We start from the raw sequence: 18,753 nt of genomic DNA on the forward strand, positions 1-18,753 counted from the left end.
CCCGCGGAGCGGGTCCCTAGCGGGCTGCGCCCGCTAGCAGCGAACCGCCTTGCTTCGCAAGGCGGTTGCGCTCACGCTCCGCGTGAGCGCCAGTCAGGTCACTGCGTGACCTGACATCAACCCGCTGGCTGCGCCAGCGGGTTGGGCCCGCTCCGCTGCGCTCCACGGGCCACGGCCGCGTTGCGGCCAACCAGGCTCACGCCCGGGTCGGGGCCTCCGCTGCGCTCCAGCCCCCAGCCGCGCTACGCGCGGGGCAGCAACAGATGCAAGGAGGGTGCGGGAAGGGGTGACGGGTAGTCGGGAAAGTGGGCGGCGAACCGAGGGGACACTCGAGGTCGAGTTGACCGGTTGTCAGGCCGCTTTGCCGGTGGCCATAAGGCGACAGTAGCAGAATTCAGCCACGTTCGAGGATTTTCTCGGTTCCGAGTGCTTCACTTTGAAACCGAGATAAGCTCTGGAATCAGGCAGCATAACTACTAAGGAAGTTGGACCAGTTTCCGATCAAGCTTCCGGTTACTGACCCGAGGCTGTGACCCGGTTCCGGTGAGGTTCACCGTAGCCGATCGCACGCCGCCTACGTACAGGTTTCCCGTTTCCTGCCCAGCCAAGAGCCCAGGAGAAGGCAGACGGATATGTCGACCACAAGCCGAACCGATCAGCGTGAGGCGGCGCAGCAGGAAGCCGTTGACGCGGTTGTCCGTGCCCTCGAATTGCCTGCAAGATCGCTTGCGCCCGAGAGGGGGCTCCGAGCTCAGGTGATCATGGCGACCGGGTCCGGCAAGACCCGGGTCGCGGCCCGCAGCGCAGAGAAGCTCCGTGCGGGCCGTGTGCTGGTGCTTGTCCCCTCGCTGGATCTGCTCACGCAGACCGAGGCCGCGTGGCGCGAGGCGGGCCGTACGGGCCCGATGATCGGGGCCTCGTCCCTGCGGGGCGAGGACGTGACCTTCCCCAACACCACGGACGTGGAGGAACTGGTCGACTGGGTGCGGCCGTTCGACAAGGTCACCGTGTTCGCCACGTATGCCTCCCTCGGGCTGGGCACGCTGGAGCGCGCGCACAAGGCCGGCCTTCCGGGCTGGGACCTGATCGTGGTCGATGAGGCGCACCGGACGTCGGGTCGGTTGGGTAAGCCGTGGGCGGTCGTCCATGACAACACCCGCATCCCGTCCCTGCGGCGCCTCTACATGACCGCCACGCCCCGCCTGTGGCAGCTGGACGAGGATGCCGAGGGCGCGCCGGGTGAGCTGGTGGCGAGCATGGAAGACGACCCGGAGGGGCCGTTTGGCAGCCGGGCGTTCACCCTGACCCTCTCGGAGGCGATCGACCGGGGAATCTGTGCCCCCTACCAGGTGGTGTGCGTGGACATCACCGACACGCAGCTCCAGGCCGCGCAGCTCCTGGGCGCGGAGGGGCGCTCGGACGAGGTCCGAGGGGCCCGGCTCGCAGCCCTTCAGACCGCTCTGCTCAAGGCGGCCTCGGAGGAGGGCTTTAGGCGCACGCTCGTCTTCCACCACGTGGTGAAGGAGGCCGAGGCGTTCGCGGACGGCCTTCCGGACGTCGCCGCGCAGCTGCACGCCGCCGACCCCGAGCTGTACCCGCGCACGATCTGGGCGGACTGGCTGTGCGGCGACCACAAGCCGGGCCACCGGCGACGGGTCCTCGGAGAGTTCGCGGACGGAATCGCCACGGACGGCACTTTGGTGGAGAAGGGCTTCCTCGGCTCGGTGAAGGTGCTGGGCGAGGGCGTCGACACCAAAAACTGTGACTCCGTGTACTGGGCGGATGTGCGCGGCTCGATGCCCGACCTCGTCCAGGCCGTCGGCCGCGCGCTGCGGATGCAGCCGGGCGAGGGCAAGGTGGCCAGCCTGGTCGTTCCGGTCCTGCTCGGGCCGGGCGAGACCGCGGACAACATGCTCACCAGCCGGGCTTTCGGGGGGTTGGCGAAGCTGCTGGAGGCGCTCAGGGCGCACGACGCCCGCGTGGTGGAAACTCTGGCGCAGCAGCAGGCGCCAAGCCGTGTCAGGGGCGTTCAGAGCCGCAGCGGGGGCCAGGAGGGCCGAGGCGAGGGTGAAGGGTCCGGGCCATCGACTCCGGCCCGGCAGCTGCTGAAGTTCTCCACACCGCGTGACCCCGCGCAGCTGGCGGCGTTCATCAACCTGCGAGTCCTCAACCCCGAGCACGAGCACTGGCGGCGCGGCATCGAGGCCTCTGTCATCTACAACCGGCTGCACGGCAACCTCAAGGTGCCCTTCACCTACCGCGTGCCCGGCGGCGACGACCAGGCGGCCGAAGCCGAGGGGTGGCCGGCCTCGCTCGCCGGGTTCCCCCTCGGGCAGTGGATCGCCGACAACCGGCGCTTCTACGCCCGCGACGCCATGGAGGAGGACCGCATCGAGCAGCTGGAGAAGCTGGGCATGATCTGGAGCCACTTCGACGTCGCGTGGGAGGAAGGTCTCGCGGCGGCGCGCGGGTGGGCCGAGGAGCACGGGCACCTGCTGGCGCCGCTGGACGCCACCTACCAGGGCTACAAGGTGGGCATCTGGCTGAAGAACGCCAGGGCCGCCGCCCGGAAGGCGGCCGAGATCGAGCAGCGGCGTGCCCAGGGGCTGCCCGTGGAGTCGTCGGCCGGGGCACTGTCGGACGAGCGGCGCGAGCAGCTGGAGGACATCGACCCGTCCTGGTGCCCGGCCTGGCCGGTCGAGTGGCAGCGCGCCTTCCACCTCACCCGCATGCACCTGGAGGCCGGCGGCACGCTGCCCATGTCGCCGGGCGAGGTCGTCCACCAGAGCGAAGACCTCGGCCGATGGGTGCGCTCGGTCCGGCTGAGCTGGGACAAGCTCACAGGCGTGCAGCAGTGGATGTGTGAGCACATCCTCGGGATCGAGCCCGCGGCCAAGGACAAGAAGCCACAGCCGCGCCGTACGCAGTCCGACAAGTGGGCGCTGAACTACGAGGCCGCCAAGCAGTTCTACGAGCGCGAAGGGCACCTGCAGGTGCCGAGGAAGCACGTCGAGCGGATCGTCGGCGAGGACCAGGAGGAGCGGGAGCTCCGGCTCGGGGCATGGATCGGCAACCAGCGCAGCAGGGCCGCGATGCTGTCCCCGGAGCGGATGGAGCAGCTGTCCGCGATCGGCATGCGGTGGTCGTAGGAGATCGACCAGACATTTGACTCCGTCTGCCCCATAACCAAATACGGCGCAACCATGAGGCCCGGACCGATTGGTCCGGGCCATCGCCATACCTCACGAAGGTCCTTCGCTCTGGCTGCTGTCCGCAGCGCCATGCGGAGCTCCGTGGAGTGAAGACACCTTCTCGTGACGCCACGAGACCTACCGATCGGTTCGCAGCACACCCGGAAAGGAGCAGGGGCAATGCCACGTGCCATCTGTGCGACCCTGGCCCCACTGCGCCTCACGCAGGTACGACAGCTGGTGAGGGCTGGGCCGACCGCGCGGCGTCTCCTCGCGGACGCGACAGCTTGTCTGTCCGAGAAGACCGCCGACCGCGCGGCGATCACCTCCGCGGATGACGCCACGACAGGCTCTACACCTTCTGCAGCAAGGAGACTCCCGATGGATCGGGATCCGTACGTTCCCGTCCCTGCCCGCCCTGAAGGGCCCAGCACGCCGCAGAACGCCGCCGGGGCACCTTCTACCGCGCCGCCGCCTTTTTTGCCGATGCATACCGTGGTGGTACTGATCACTGCCCTGATCATCGGCTTCGTCATGGGTCCGAGTACTCTCTCGCCAGGTCAGCCACCAGATCCGAGCAGTGCGAGGGCGGCTGCGCGGCTTTGGGGAGTGGGAGGCCCTGGGCGGCACCGGTCTTGGCGGCCTGGTATGAGGAACGCGGGGAGGACACGGGCAGCTCCAACAAGCGGAAGGAAGAGCGAGGACAGGTCTGGCGAGAGGCCGGTGGTACGTTCGCGGGCCGACCGGGGATGTGCAGCAGTCGGCCACGCACCCACGCAGGGTGTAACGCCTGGGAATGATCTAGCTCTCCGGTACGTAATCTGGGGCCGGGTTTGTGTAACGCGTCGGGGTGGATGATGTGGCTGGCACTCCAAAGGGTGACCCTCGACCAACAGAAACGTCGCTGTTCGCACGTGCGCATGTACGGTACGTGAGTGATGGTGCACCAGGCAGCCCCTGAGCGGTTGGCCGAGGTCGGCAGCAATGTCGCCGACGACTACATGACGTTGAAGCTGCTGGCGGCCGGCCTGGCGCGGATCCTGTGGGAGCGCCAGCGCGTCCGTGACGGGGCGGAGCCCACAAGCGGCCTGCTTCCGCAAGCATGGCGCACGGGTGTGACCCGGTTGTGTTGGCGTGCCCTGGAGCAAGGAGGCAGCCTGCCGGTGAGCGATATGGAGGTGTTCGCCTGGTGCCGGCAGCCGCTCGGAAGCTGGCCCGTGCCGCTGGACATCTCCGAGAGCGACTCGGACAGCCGGTTGATTGACGGCGACGAGCTGTCGGCCTTCACGGACGAGGCGGCCCGGCTAGCGCCCAAGTCCGATGCCGAGGCGGAGCTCACGGAGAACAAGGCATTCGCCAAGCTGCAGACCGCGGCGGAGATGCACGGGCTGACGGAGAAGGAAGTCCAGCAGGCGTACGTCGCGCTGCGGCTGTTCCTGATCGAGAACCCGGTGGTGGCAGATCTGGAGCTGAACAGGCTCACGCAGCGGTTCCCCAAGGCGGACCGTCACGGCCGCCTGTACGTACGGGACTTCTTCGACGCTGCCTACCAGTACCGCAACACCGGCGGGCCTGCGTCCTGCCGTGTCTGCAGTGACTGCGGCAATCCCATGTACGAGGGCGTTGAGGTGTGCGGAACGCCCGGCTGTACCGGGGTTCCGGCAATCAGGCAGCTCAGGGTTCTGGAGGGCTATTACGTGCAGCACCGCGGCGTGCGGGTCTGCATGCACGACCCGGGCTTGGTGGAAAAGCGCCTGTTCGATGCGCTCGGGCATTTGCCGGAAGGTCGGGCGCGGCTTCTCAAGTGGCCGGGCATGGACGCCTGCGATGTCGCCGTGGAGTTCCCCGATCCGGCCGCGCCGGATGATCCGGATCGGTCCGAGTGGTGGGCTGGGGACGCCAAGGACTGCACGAGCGCGACGATGCTGGGGCGCTCGTTCAAATGGGACCAGCGCATGCGTGCACGGCATCGGTTCTTGATCCTGCCCCAGCACCGGTTTGAGCAGAAGCACTATGTCGACGACCTCAAGCGGGAGATGCAGGGTCGCAGCGACGGCGTCCGGGTCATCTCCGAGGGTGACTTCGTCTCGAAGGCCCGCGCCCGGGCTCTTGGGGGCACACCGTGGTGAGGATGGGCTCGCAGTGGTACGGGGACCTGGTCACCGACCTCCAGCAGACCAGCCTGGACGCGCGGTTGGGTGACCTGTCGCCGGCGGAGTTCTGCCAGCTCGAGCTCGGCTTGTTCTACCTGGAGCAGCACCTTGCTGGGCAGCCGGTCGGCGCACTGTGGACGGCGCTCAACCACTATGCGGACCTGGGGCCGACGGGCTTGGAGGTTGTCCGGCGGGTGCGGCTTCGGATGGGCGATGCGGCGCGCGGCGGCCAGTGGCGCGAGCGGCTGAACGAGTATCGCAAAGTCCCGGTCGAGCTGCGAATGTTCACCACCGCAGGCCCGCCCGGGCATCGGGTCCTCAACGACACCCTCTTCGAGAGGTACCCCTCGCCGCATCTTCCGCAGCGAGAAGGTGTCTACCGGGCTGCGCTCACCGACTCGGTTCCCTACGACATCGAGCCGGCCCACGAACCGGTTCCGCCGGGCGCCGAGTGCTTCTTCAAACGGCGCGACGGCGCGGTCGAGAGCCTGCGGATCCCGTCCTGGATCCAGGTCGCCCCACCGACCGCACGGCTCGCTGCGCGCACGAGCCGCGTCCGGGAGCCTTTCCCTGTCACCCGCGACGATCTGGCGCAGGCTTTCAAGGAGATGGACCGGGCGCTGGAGTCACACCCGCAGATCAGTGACCGCGACTTCGAGCGGCGCTTTCAGAGCATGACGTTCTCGCGTGTCGACCAAGCGTCCGGGCGGCTCGTCGACGGCTTGGGCGTGTTCACCGTCGACGGGATCGCCCATACCGTCGGGCTGATGAACGCAGGCAAGAGCACCCTGCTGGACGGGCTGGCGTTCATCGGTGTTCAGCGCGGACTGCGAGTGGGCTACGTGACGCCGTCGATCAGCGCCGCGCTGGCCAAGGTCCGGTTCCTGCGCGCGCTGGGGATCCGCGCGGTCCCGCTGATCGGCCGCACTACCCGCGAACGCCACGTGGAGAGCTATTGGCGGGACGAGCTCTACGACGTGGACACCGGGCACGCGCTGCCCGGCATGGAGTTGGATCCGGCGGCGGAGTTCACCACGTCGATGTGCCTGCTCGAGCCGCTGCGCACCGGCGCTGGGCGCGGTGACGCGCCGTTGCGGGAGGAGGACTTCCCCTGCCGCGGGCGTCTGAAGCTGCCGAAGAAGCGCGAGCTGCACGACTGTCCGTTGACGCATGTCTGCCCGCAGCAGGCAGCGGCGCGCGCCGTCCCGGATGCGCAGGTGTGGGTGATGACCTCCTCCGGTCTGGTGAGCAGCCGGATGGAGGGCTCTTCCTACCGGGCGCGGCAGATCGAGGCGATCCAGCACGAGCTGGGCCTGCTGCTGGTCGACGAGGCCGACAAGGTGATGGGCGACTTCGACCAGCGGTTCATGCTGCAGGAGCCGCTGACGTTCCCCGGCGGCTGGAGCGCCCGCACGGCGATCGCCTGCCATGACAGTCTCGACGCCGCCTGGCACCAGCCGCTCACCCACGCCGATGTGCGCCGCTATCAGCGCTACATGCTGCGGCACTATCAGGCGCTGGCCGGCCTGTACCCGCTGCTGGTGACTCCGCCGGACAAGAGGAACAAGAGCCAGGACAAGGGCGGGAGCGGCAGGGGCCGGGGCGGCGAGGATCTGCTGTCGGAGATCGTCGCGGAGGGCCCGTTCAGCGGTTTCTCGCTGCTGAACCGGCTGGCCCGGTCCTTGCACGGGATCACCACCTTGCAGGAGCGGCCGGACCAGGCCGAGGAGGAAGAGGCCGCGGACCGGTTCTTCGACGAGTTCCTCGCGCTGTTGGCCCGGGACCCGTTCAAGGCGCCTCCCGGTCACCTGGACCGCCTGCTGACCGCGATGACGGCCGGCTACGACACCGAGTGGTCCGGGAAGGAAGCGGCCGAGGGATGGCTGCTCGAACACGCGCCGAAGGACAAGGACGGGAACGTCAGCGGCTGGGTTGAGCAGATGCTGCCGCAGCTGGTACGGCTGCTCATGGCCGGCATCTGGTCGGCGCGGATCACCACGAGTTTCTTCGGCGCCAACTCGCTGCTGCCTGCGGTCCAAAAGCAGATGCCGATGGAGGCGGCCGACAGCTTCTTCAAGCACCAGCCGCCACCCGACCTGCAGATGCTCGTGCCGGAGCAGGCCATGGGCAACATGCTGGCCCTGCAGTGGAAACCGAACCGGGACGGCACCAGCGGTTCGCTGGAGATCCTGTGGCTGCGCGGGGTGGGCCGCTGGCTGCTCTACCACCTGCACGACCTGCTGGGGTGCGAGGGTATCGAGGGCCCCAACGTGGTGCTCACCTCTGCCACGAGCTGGATGCCCGGCTCGGCGCGCTACCACGTGGCCATCACTCCGCAGCTGATCCTGCGCGAACCCGAGCCGTGCGCGCAGGCGCTGCGCCAGAGCCGGATACTGTTTCGGCCACAGTACCGACCAGGCGACCACAAGGGCATCTTCGTATCCGGCGCCGGTGGCCGCCAGCAGCGTGAGGACGCGCTGCGCGCCGTCCTGGACGCGATCTGCAACCCCGCGCCCGGGGCCTCCAGGTCGCTGGTCGACCAGGTGCGGGATCGGCTGGACCCCGATCGTCAGCGGCTCGCGTTCGTCACACTCAGCGGCAAGGACGCGGCCGCGTGCGCACTGCACATGAACCTCAAGACCCGCCTGGCGGCCCGCCACGTCACCCCCGACTCCGAGGCCCCTGGCCGGTATGGGCTGGCCTACCGGCGGATCGGGCGCTTCCCCGCGACGGACGCCGACGTCATGCTCGCCCCGGAAGGGTCGCTGCAGCGCGGCCACAACGTCCTCAACGGACGGGGGGTGGCGGCGTTCGGCGCCTTGTTCTACCTCGCCAGGCTGCACCCGCCCGCCGACGACCTGTCGTTCCCGCTCGCCGTTCTCAACCAGTACGCGATGCAGCGGCTGCTGGACCCGGTGGACGGCACGGCCCCGGGTGTGGACCTGAGCAAGCAGGCCCAACTGCTGCGCGCCGATGCCCGCGGCCTGTGGCTGACCTTGATGGGGCAGCCGCTGTACTTCTCCCGCCTTGCCCGCGTCGACCTTCGGCGGGCGTTCGTCAGCGACCTGATGGTGCAGCTGTACCAGACGCTCGGACGCACGATCCGCGGCAACGTGCCGACCCGGATCTACCTCATCGACGCCGCGTTCGCGCCCCGGGCCGCCAACCTGCGCGAGACGGCCGAGGACACCGACCGCACCAGCGTGCTGGTCGCCGGCCGGCAGTTGATCAACCGCCTGCTCGATCCGCCGGAGCCGGGCGCGCTGCCTGGGCGGCGACTCGAGCACGAGATCGCGAGTGCGACCTGGGGCCTGTTGGACAACCTCTTCGAGACCATGGACTGGGGCCGATGACCGAGCGACCGAAGCGACCGAAAATCTCCTTCAGCGGAATCCAGTTCCCGCTGTTCGCCGCGAAACCGGACGAGTGGTGGCCGTGCGAGCTGCACAGCGCCGCATTCCCCAGCGACCTGCTCCCCCGCCTGGAGCGGGCCTGGGCCTCCAATCCGAAAGCGCGCCACAAGGACCGCCTGCCGACGTGGGCGCTCACGGAATTGCTGCTGGAGCTGGAGCCTCAGCTGCTGGCCGTCTCCACCGACCTGCGCGCCGCCACCTGGCTGCGCGCGATGCTCCCGCTTGCCGACACCACCGTGGTGGCACTCGCGCTGGAGGCCTGGGTCTGCGGGCACGTCGCCCCCCACCAGGCCGACGTCCCATGGGGCGAGGTCATCGGCGAGGCACTGAAGCTGCAGTGGAAGCCGGCCCGGCCGGACCTGCTCGAACGCGGCGTGCGACCGAACGGCACCGCCGAGCCCAGCGAGGCCGCCTACAAGATGCTGGCCACTTTTCTTGCCGCCAGCTGGGTCGACCGAGACCGCCGACTGGGCGGCCGCGACACCGACCAGGGATCCTCGTGGATCATGGGCCCGGCCTCGCCCGACGGTGACCGGTCAGTGTTCCTGTGGCCGCCGACCCGCCTCTCACGAGGCGGCGAGCAGGGCTACAGCACCCACTACCTGCGCTTCAACGTGGTCACACTCCCCCACGACGAGCGACTGCTGCTGCGCGTGGTCCCGCACGTCGCGCGCATGGCCGCCACCCAGCCCGCCTACATCCCAAGGCGCAGCCAGTACGAGCCCGCCACCGCCACCATGCTGCTGTACGCACCGAGCGGCGTGCTGCGCGGCACCGAGCGGGCCACGCTGCTGCGCGCCCCGGTCACCGTGACCGGTGTCAAGGACGAGATGCGGTGGACGTGGAAGCCCGGCCTGCCCCAGATCCTGTCACGGCTCCCCAGCCCCGACCTGTTCCCGCTGCCCGACCAGGTCCGCAAGGACCCGGCCCGCTACACCTCCCCGAGCGAGGCCGGGGGCGACCAAGCGCCCAAGCCCCGGGCGTTCCTGCTGCACAGCACCGGCTACAACTACTTCAAAGACGACGAGGACAACAACGACGATGGGACGCGGGAGACCGGTGGGCATCCCACCGGGACCGGCTTCCAGCCGATCGACCACCTGACTGTCTTCGAAGCCCTGGCCCCGGTCCTTGAAGAGCACCACCTTGTGCCGGTCACCCCGGCGGCGGAGGTGAAGCCGCGCTCACGGCGGCTGCCGAAGACGCGCACCAAGGCGGGCGTCGAGTACCCGATCGAGCTGTGGCACGCGACGCCGCGCACCGCCGACGCCGTCCACCTCGTGCTCACCCGGATCCTGGGCCTGGAGCACACCACCACTGCCCACGATGGCGACGCGGTCGTGGGCTGCTACCGCGGCAACGAGTTCAGTGTCCGGCTGCGCCTGGTCAAGCCCGGGCTGCTGCTGGCCGGCTGGCCCAAGGCCACCGACAGCGACCCGGACAAGCGCCGCCGGGCCCGCCAGGCCGCCCTCGAGGAACGCGCCCGGCTGTGGCAGGACGCGTTCCCGCCCGAGGACCGCCCGGTCGGATGCCTCATCGAGCTGGAGGGCCCGGGCTACTACAAGGCTGCCCGGCTGGAGGACCCCAAGAAGCCGCTGAAGAACGCCCTGCCGCCCCGGTGCAACCGGCTGGTCCAGATCATCAAGCCCGTCAACCGAGACCCGAACCCGGACGCGAAGAGCACCGGCCTGCACCCGTTCGAGAACACCGAGGTACGCAAGCAGGACATCGAGCGCATCACCGCTGCACTGCTGGACCTGCTGAGGCAGCTGGGCCGCCTCCCCACGCTCCCACCTCTGTTCGGCAACGCACCGCTGGAAGTATCCGCGCTGTGGCTGGCCCACGCAGGTCCTCACTTCGTTCCGATGCTGCTTCGGATGCGTACCGACGGCACCGCGACCGGTCAGCTGATCCCGAGCCAGAACCACCCCGTCGAACCAGAGATCCCTCTCGAACTGCTTCCCGCGGCGCTGGCCGAGGGCCGCGGGAAGGTGAAGCGGACCGACCAGGAAACGCTTGCCCGCTTCCTGCGCGGCGCGCTCGCCGAGGACGACACCCACCACCGGCTCTTCATCGCCCGCGCCGCGACGTTGCGCAACAAGGGATTTTGGCCCTGGCTGTCCAACCAGCACATCACCGCCGACGCACTCGTGTGGCCAGGGGTCTCGCTCACCGACCCCGGAGCGGTGCCCGTTCCCCGCACGCCGGCGAGCCTGCCGGGCCTGCGCATTGTGCGGGTCAACGACGACAACGACGAGCTGCCCCACGGCTTCGGCATCGGTCCGGCCCCGGAATCAGCCGAGCCTGCCGCCGACATCGAGGATGCTGGCGACAGGCAGGACCAGGCGGAGTCCCACCTGGGAGCCGCCCAGGGCCAAGGCGCAGCGGACGACGGCGCGAGCGGTGGCGTCGGCGGTGATGCCGCGGAGGCGGAGTCGGTCGCGGTGCTGCCCGAACTGCCATACGGATGGGGGCGGTTCTCCGGAGTCGCGCGGTGGAACGGCCGCGGCTACCTGGCCATCAACCCCCGCCCCGACACCAGCCAGCTACCCAAGGGCGTGAGCAAGCTGTCCGGGCCGGGCAACGACAGCAAGAACGGCCAGAACCCCACCTCGCTGCACATCCACGCCTCCTTCCTCCAGGACGGCGACGATCCGGACCAGCTGGCGCTGTACGTGCAAACACTGCGCCGTTTCCACACCCACACAAGCAAGGCGACCCGGCTGCCGATGATCCTGCACCTGGGCAAGCTCTTGGAGGAGTACATCCTCTGATAAGACGTCGTCTCATTTGGCGAGTCTGCGGTAACAGATGAAGCTGCCGGCGATGGCGGTGAAGGCCAGGAAGTGCTCGGCCTTGCGTTCGTAGCGGCGATGCAGACGGCGACAGCCGCCCAGCCAGGACATCGTGCGCTCGATCGTCCATCGATGTCGGCCCAGCCGGGTGGAGGACTCGATGCCCTTGCGGGCGATGCGGTGCCGGATGCCTCGCTTGCGTAGCCATCAGCGCAGGTGATCGTAGTCGTAGCCCTTGTCCGCGTGCAGCTTGGCGGGCCGTCGCCTGCGTGGGTCGCGGCGGGAGTGGATCGGCGGGATGCCGCGCACGAGCGGCTCGAGTGCCTGACTGTCGTGCAGGTTCGCCCCGAAGATCCCGATGGAGAGGGGTAAACCGGTCCGCTCGGTGATCAAGTGGATCTTCGAGCCCTTCTTGCCCCGGTCTGCAGGATTCGGACCCGTCAGATCCCCCTCAGGGCCCGCATGTTCACCGAGTCGATCGCGCAGCGCGACCAGTCCAGGTCTCCGCGCGAACCCAGCTCGTCGAGGATGACGCGGTGCAGCTTCGCCCAGACCCGGGCGGCGGTCCACTCGGTGAAACGCCGGTGCGCGGTCGGCCCCGAAGGCCCGAAGACCGGCGGCAGCTGCCGCCACGTGCAGCCCGCCGTGGCCACGAAGATGATCGCAGCCAGCACCTCGCGATCCCCGTACCGGCGCCGACCGCCGCCCTGCGGCCGCGATGGAGCAGGTGGGACCACCCGCTGGAACAGCTCCCACAACTCGTCCAGCACCATACGCTCGACCATCACCGCACAGTGCAGACTACCCAGCTAGCCAAATGAGACGACGTCTTATCCCCGGCCATCCTTGAACGCGTTCCCTCGTGCGGCTGCCGCGCGTCCGTGCGCGCACGCACAGAGGAGACGCAGGTCCATCGCTCTGGACATGCATCGCAGAACGCTGGAGGCCCCGTTGCAGCGGGGCACCTCCGCACGGTGGTACGGCCCCCGGGTCAGCCACTGGACTTTCCTCCGCCCGACGATGGCAACTCTCGCGGGGACGAAGGACGTACGGCAAGGGGCAGGGACCGGCGGATCCGCCGGTCCCTGCCCCTTGCCGCGTCTGCTCGCCCTACAGCACTTCCGCGTCAGGATTCTGTATCCGGGGAGGCGGCCGGTACGCGGACCCGGGCTTCTGCGCGGCCGGGCGATGCAGGCCCTCCACCCCAGGCCGCGAGGTCTACTGCGGGGCTGCCGGAGACGCCGCGTACGAGGCGGATGAAGCCGGGGATGTGAGATTCCGCGTGGCCGATCAGGCCGGCCGGGAGCCGTGGCTGCGACTGGAGATCCCGCTACCGTCGACGGTTCCGGCCGGGTTGTGTCTGTGCCGCCCATGCTCTCCCGGCTACCTCGGCGGGCGTTTCCCAGTGAGTTCTTCCCACCGACCACGCTGCGCGTCCAGTTCGACGATGGCGTTCTTCCGGCTGGGGTCGCGTTTCTGCTGGGCGCACACTTGGGCCAGATTCTGGCGGGCTGCGTCCCGGGAGGCAGTGTTCTTCTGTGCGCTCTCGAGCTCTTGCCGCGCACGCGGCAAGCGCACCTCTCGGTGCTTCTGAAAGTCGTTTTCATCCGCCGCCGCGTTCTGAATCTCGAGCGCGAAATCGCTCAGTTCTTCTTCGCTGAAAAACGGTGTATCTTCGTCTTCCGGCGCGGGGCGACGAGGGTACTTTGCCCGGTAGGTCCGAAGGCCGGGCTCCACCAAGTCGATGGAATAGACCGGGTCGGATTTGAACTCGACCTTAAGTCCCGCGAGCGAAATCGGCTTCGTCCTGCCCGCCGCCATCACGCCGTGCTCGTACAAGGTGAGTTCGCCGACCGGGCCCCTCAGTTGCCTGCCCAGGCCAGGGCTGAGCAGGTTCCCGACTTCGCGCTCCAACGCCTTCACGTCTTCCCGGTACTTCGCTTCTTCCGCGTTGACTCTCTCCCGGGCGGACTTCTCCACCCGGTCGGCATCCTTGTCCAAATCGCGCAGGTCCCGTCGGCGCTCTGCTAGTTTCGCCCGCTCATTTTCATACTTCGGGCTGAAGGCAAAGACCCAGTTGCCGGGGTACCTGCTCCAGTGCCAAGCTGCCCAAGCCGCGGCAGCCAGCAGGACAAGCAGCACTGCACGCATTCATTTCACTCCCCTTCTCAGCAATCGCATGGTGCTCATGTCATACCGCCCCGGACCCGAGTGACGGGGACGATCCGACCAACGGACCTGCCGAAGCGGCCCCAAAGAACCACAGGGCCAGGCGCCACAAACTCGCCACTTGGGGCGGGTCGGGTGTTCTGGCCGGATTGGTGGCCGGTTCTCACGAACGCACACCGACCCGAGGCCATGGTCACTACCGTCGCGACCATGGCGAAGGGGGAGACGTCCAGCGGCCCGATCGGCTGGGCGATGCGAGTGGTGCTGTGGCTGTACGCGCTCGTGGGCGTCCCGCTGTACCTGTGGTTCCTGCAACACATGGGCGACCGCTGGGGCCAGCAGCTGCCCGCCGACGACGACCTGCGCTTCTGGCTGCCGATCGTCGTCCCCCTTGCCGCCTTCAGCTTCACCACGATGTCCAGCACCTCCTGGTGGTACAGCACCGAGGACCGCCCGTTCCTCCTGGGCCGCAAGCACTGGCGGTTCATGATGGTCTTCGTGGTCACCCCGTCTCTGATGGCTGGCTTCTTCGGCTCCGCGAACCAGGACGTCGTCGCCGTAGTGCTGACCATGATGGTCACGACCATCGGCATCGCCGACCTGTGGATCCTGCCACCGGCCCTGTTGCCGCAGTTGCTCGACACCCTGCGCCCGAAGAAGGTGCCAGCGGCCCGTCCTGGCGACGCCTGAGGGAGAGCGTGATGAGACTCGTCTGGCTGGCCGCGATCAGTGTGCTCGCCGTCGTGATGGCGGTGTTCACGCCGTACGTGTTCCGCACCGAATCGACGTGGCAGGCCATCGCCTGGCTGGTCATGCTCGTTGGCACAGTCACCTTCATCGCCGTGCTCATCCGGGCCGAACTGCTGATCCGACGCCTGGGACGACAACCGAACAGCGACGCCTCTGAGACCTGAACTGCGTGCCCAGGCCCCCGTGAAGTGCTGGACCTCACCAGGCCGCCCCGTCGCCGAACCACTCGGGCCGCGTCAGGCGACGGCGCAGGCGACGGTCAGGTTCGAGCGTTTGAGCCAGCGGCACCGGCCGAGGGTGTGGACCAGGGCCGCGGCCCTGGCGTAGGGCCCGCCGTACACGGGCTGCTCGAGCAGTTCCGCCGCAAGCCCAGCACCGCACTGGTGCTCGTCCGGCAAATCGCCTGCTGATCATCCACCAGCCAACCCGTCAGCCGAGCACGCCTCGACCTCAATCGCTCCCAGGGCCGTAAGTGCGTGGGGCAATGGTGTTGTACGCGGACAGCCAGCCGGTGACCAGGTAATCGCCGCGGGTGAACACTGCTCCCCCGTGCTCGACTTGCGCGTCATGTCAATCCATCAAGTCCCAGAACGGCATATCGGCCTGCATGACCAGCAGCGTCACCGGCCGCGGACAGTACCCGCCGGACTCAGGACAGACCTGATGGAGCGTAACTATGACGGTGCCGGGGCACGGCGTACGCGGTCTCACATCACGTCGGCACCCCTCAATCGAACACCGAGGTAACCCTCCGCGACCGCTCCCCAAGATCAGCGCCAGAGCCCGCTGGTGAACGCCCTAGCCACAGCGGGCTCCCGGTGCCGTCGCGTACGCCGCCGGGAGCCGGACGTTCAACGGCCGCCGGCGCTGGGCTCCGCGGTCCCGGTCCTGGCTTCCGCCTCATCGGTGGAGGCAGAGGTGGCCCCGGCCGCAGAGGTGTCCGCGACCCGGGGCCGGGAGCGCATCACCAGACAGGCGGCCGAACCGAGCAGCAGCACAGCGACGGGCAGCAGCAGTACGCTGCCGGCCGCGTCCGCAAGGCCGCCGTGCAGGGCGGGCGCGGCCTCGCCGGGCGCGAGTTCGGAGCCGGCCGAGGTCTCGGATCCCGGCAGTTCGGCCGCGATCCGCATCTGGAGCAGGACACCGACCGCCGCACTGCCGACGACACAGCCCACCTGACGCAGCTGGTTGTAGATGCCGGAGGCGGCACCCATCAGCTCGGGCCGGACGCCGCTGGTCGCCACGTGCGCGAGCGGCGCGAACGAGGCGCCCGAGCCGAGACCCGTGACGAACAGCGCAAGACCCAGCCACCAGGTACTCGCCTCCGATTCCATGGCCGTCGCGATCATCGCAAGACCCAGCGCGAACACCAGGAAGCCGCCGAGCACCACCCACTTGCCGCCGAGCCGATCCGAGAGCATGCCCGCGAATGGCCCGGCCGCGCCGCTGGCCACCGCCGCCGGTAGCATCAGCGCCCCCGCCTGCTGCGGCGAGAGCTCCATCACCGACTGCAGATACAGCATGATCGGCAGGGACAATCCGGTGACGGCGAAGCCGACGCAGGCCGCTGCCACGACGGCCACGCTGAAGTTCCGCTGCCGGAAGAGCCCGAGCGGCATCAGCGGCTCGCGGGTGTTGCGGTGCTGCCAGACCACGAAGGCGATCAGCAGCAGCACGCCGGCCGCCAGAATGACCGGGACGGTCACAGGCCCGGCGACCGAGCCCCAGGCGTAGTGCTGACCGTTCTGCAGCCCGAACACCAGGGTGAGCAAGCCGAGTCCGGAGAGCACCGTGCCCAGCGCGTCGAAGCGGCGGCCGACCCGCTGCCGGTTGTCCGGCAGCAGGAACACCGTCATGACGAGACCGGCGAGGCCGACCGGCACATTCACCAGGAAGATCCACTCCCAGCCGTGCGAGCCCACCAGGAACCCGCCGAGCAGCGGCCCGACAGCTGAGGCCAGACCAGCGACCGCGCCCCACACACCCAGCGCGGCACCGATGCGGTGCGGCGGGAACAGCGTGGTCACGAGCGCCATCGTCTGCGGCGCCATCATCGCCGCGCCGAATCCCTGCACGGCCCGGGCCACGATCAGCATCTCGGCGCTTCCGGCGGCCCCGCACCAGAGCGAGGCCGCCGTGAAGACCACCATTCCGGCCTGCAGCATCTGCTTGCGCCCCAGCCGGTCCCCGAGCCTCCCGGAGACCAGCAGCGGAACGGCGTAGGTGAGGAGGTAAACGCTGTTCACCCAGGCCATCTGGTTCAGATCGGCGTCCAGGTCGGCCAGCATGCCGGGGATGGCGACATTGACGATCGTCATGTCCATCATGATCAGAAAAAAACCGACGCAGACCGGCACGAGGGCCACCCACGGGTTCACTTGCTTCTCGGGAGTCGTCATGACTGCTTCCTCATCGATCGAGGCCTTGCCTCTCGTACGGAGTTCGGGGGATACAGGGTTCGGGGAAGTCGGGGACGGGTGGTCACTCGGTGGCGAGGATTTCGAGGTCGCGGGCGATGGCCTCCCACGAGGCGGCGGTGGCCCGGGCCACCGCCGCTATCCGCGTCGCCTGGTGGGCCGGTAAGCGCCGTACGATCTCTGCATCGCTCCGGCTGATGACGTGCGTCTCCAGCCACCGCACCACCGCGCGCGCCTCGTTGCTGTAGCGCACAGCCGGGTCCCGACGGAGCGACTCCAGTACGGTGCCGAGCTCGATGGGCTGCGCTCGAACAGAACGAGGACGCCGGCGCAGCCCCGGCGAACTGCCTCCGGTTGCCGGCGCGTTCACCGTCCCCGGGCCGTGCGTCGCCGCGGCGCCCACCGTCGCCCGCACGGCGCAGGCGGACACCTGCGCGGCTCCCGAGGCAGACGCGGGGGCAGGGGCAGGGGCCACGGCGCCCGGGGGCAGCGGGTTCTCGCCGCGGCGCCACCGCTTCCGCACATCCCGAGCCGTCTCCACGGAAACCCCGGCCGCACCGGCGATCTCCCGGAGCGGCACGTCCCCACCCTGCTGTGAGAGCACGTCCCAGCAGCGCAGCCGCCCCTCGGCCGGGTTCAGCGCCCGGGCCTTGCCGTCGCTGCCGATTCGGACCCCGCCCCCGGCCTCCGCCTGACCGCCGCTTCCGGCCGCGTGGGAGCGGCGCAGAACGCCGACCGTCTTGTCGGACAGTCCCGTCCGTACGGCAATGGCCCGGTCGGACCACTGGGGATAGCTGCGAAGGATCCAGCGGGCCGCATCCTTCCGGTCGGCGAGGGTCAGCGGCAGCCCGTGCCGGATGTTCGCCTCGACGGTGTGCAGAAAGGCCTCTGCCTCCGTGCCATCGAACCAGACGACGTCGATGGTCTCCCGGCCCCGGCTGCGGGCAGCGTGCAGCCGGTGCGTGCCGTCGACCACCCGCATGCTCGGGCGATGCACGACGATCGGCGGCAGCGAATCGGCAGCCTCGGCCAGCACCGCCACATGTTCCTGGTCGACGCCAGAGCGCCTGGGTGAGGCCCCGTCCAGCAGGTCGTCCACCGGTACGGGCACCGTGCCCGGGGAATGCGGCCGCGCCACGGCGTCTGTACCGGGGGCGGCAACAGTATCGACAGCCATTTCTTCTCCTTCGGTCAGGAACGCAGGTCAAGGTTGTGCCGTTGGCAGAGAATTGGCATGCCGGAGGGACGGCGCAGAATCCGCGCGGGTCCGCCCGGTCTGCTCCGCTACGGCATGGCCTGAATGTCGGTCACCAGATCGGCCTGTGCCTACCCGAGGCGGGTCACCCGGGTACGGAGGTGGTCAGCGACCACGCGACGGCTTCGCCGCGCAGCGCGGCGATGACGTACTGCTGGTACGAGAGGGCCCGTGGCCGGAAGTCCAGCCCGAAGACCGCGTGCAGCTGGGCGCAGATCTGCTGGACCACGGTCTCGCTGGGGACGAAGTCGGCGTATGCCACCTCCGCGTACGGCTGTCCGGGCAGCGCGGCACGCACCGTGCGCACGTCGTGGGCGTCGGCCAGCGGAAAGCCGGCCAGTGCAGCGGCGGGCGCGGGGGCGGGCTCCAGCAGCCCGTTGGTAGGGGCCGCGAGCGCAGCCGGGTCGAGTGCGCGGGCGATGGCCGCGCGCAGCCCGGGGCGTCGCGCAGCCGTCGGCAGCGTCTGCCGAACTCCAGGCTGGCGAAGAGCGTCACCGAGCGTGCCATGAGGTCGGGGGCGTCGGCCAGAAGCACGGCGTCGGGTATGGCGAAGCTCGTGGTCGGGGCCGCGTCGATGGTGCCGACGCGGTAGGCGGACACGGCACCGGCC

At 69.1% G+C, this 18,753-nt stretch carries 10 protein-coding genes and 2 pseudogenes; 6 read left to right on the forward strand and 6 right to left on the reverse strand.

The genetic code is table 11. The features are described 5' to 3' along the window. Window positions 1–632: 632 nt before the first annotated feature. The 4 genes from ABFY07_RS06140 to ABFY07_RS06155 all read left to right on the forward strand — a co-directional run bounded on the left by ABFY07_RS06140 (window position 633) and on the right by ABFY07_RS06155 (window position 11,531). A complete protein-coding gene (locus tag ABFY07_RS06140) occupies window positions 633–3,149 on the forward strand; it encodes a DEAD/DEAH box helicase (RefSeq protein ID WP_346173441.1) in 2,517 nt (838 codons plus the stop codon). 980 nt (window positions 3,150–4,129) lie between these two features. Next, a complete protein-coding gene (locus tag ABFY07_RS06145) occupies window positions 4,130–5,320 on the forward strand; it encodes a restriction endonuclease-related protein (RefSeq protein WP_346173737.1) in 1,191 nt (396 codons plus the stop codon). 65 nt (window positions 5,321–5,385) lie between these two features. Then, complete coding sequence (locus ABFY07_RS06150; protein WP_346173442.1) at window positions 5,386–8,697, forward strand: pPIWI_RE_Z domain-containing protein; 3,312 nt, start codon at window positions 5,386–5,388, stop codon at window positions 8,695–8,697. Then, the gene (locus ABFY07_RS06155) at window positions 8,694–11,531 is read left to right on the forward strand and encodes a pPIWI_RE module domain-containing protein (protein WP_346173443.1); all 2,838 of its coding nucleotides are present in this window, start codon (window positions 8,694–8,696) and stop codon (window positions 11,529–11,531) included. The genes ABFY07_RS06150 and ABFY07_RS06155 overlap by 4 nt, the downstream gene beginning before the upstream one ends. A gap of 12 nt (window positions 11,532–11,543) precedes the next feature. Here the strand turns inward: ABFY07_RS06155 and ABFY07_RS06160 are convergent. After that, window positions 11,544–12,337: pseudogene (locus ABFY07_RS06160) on the reverse strand (IS5 family transposase). A 598-nt stretch (window positions 12,338–12,935) separates the two neighbouring features. Further along, complete coding sequence (locus tag ABFY07_RS06165) at window positions 12,936–13,703, reverse strand: hypothetical protein (protein WP_346173444.1); 768 nt, start codon at window positions 13,701–13,703, stop codon at window positions 12,936–12,938. Between the two features lie 228 nt (window positions 13,704–13,931). Here ABFY07_RS06165 and ABFY07_RS06170 point away from each other — a divergent pair, with 228 nt between their 5' ends. Then, entirely contained in the window at window positions 13,932–14,411 is a 480-nt protein-coding gene (locus ABFY07_RS06170) for a hypothetical protein (protein ID WP_346173445.1), read from the forward strand. 11 nt (window positions 14,412–14,422) lie between these two features. Then, on the forward strand, window positions 14,423–14,635 hold the full coding sequence (locus ABFY07_RS06175; protein ID WP_346173446.1) for a hypothetical protein: 213 nt from the start codon (window positions 14,423–14,425) through the stop codon (window positions 14,633–14,635). A gap of 81 nt (window positions 14,636–14,716) precedes the next feature. Here the strand turns inward: ABFY07_RS06175 and ABFY07_RS06180 are convergent. The 4 genes and pseudogenes from ABFY07_RS06180 to ABFY07_RS06195 form a co-directional block, all read right to left on the reverse strand. Then, a pseudogene (locus tag ABFY07_RS06180) lies at window positions 14,717–14,833 on the reverse strand (fic family toxin-antitoxin system, toxin component); the annotation flags it as partial. A 489-nt stretch (window positions 14,834–15,322) separates the two neighbouring features. After that, window positions 15,323–16,870, reverse strand: a complete 1,548-nt coding sequence (locus ABFY07_RS06185) for a DHA2 family efflux MFS transporter permease subunit (RefSeq protein ID WP_346173447.1) — start codon at window positions 16,868–16,870, stop codon at window positions 15,323–15,325. 82 nt (window positions 16,871–16,952) lie between these two features. Further along, entirely contained in the window at window positions 16,953–18,065 is a 1,113-nt protein-coding gene (locus tag ABFY07_RS06190; protein ID WP_346173448.1) for a ParB/RepB/Spo0J family partition protein, read from the reverse strand. A gap of 163 nt (window positions 18,066–18,228) precedes the next feature. Next, complete coding sequence (locus ABFY07_RS06195; RefSeq protein ID WP_346173449.1) at window positions 18,229–18,450, reverse strand: hypothetical protein; 222 nt, start codon at window positions 18,448–18,450, stop codon at window positions 18,229–18,231. Between the last annotated feature and the right edge of the window lie 303 nt (window positions 18,451–18,753).

The organism is Streptomyces sparsogenes subsp. cuspidosporus, from assembly GCF_039532705.1.
Classification (GTDB): Bacteria; Actinomycetota; Actinomycetes; order Streptomycetales; family Streptomycetaceae; genus Streptomyces; species Streptomyces sparsogenes.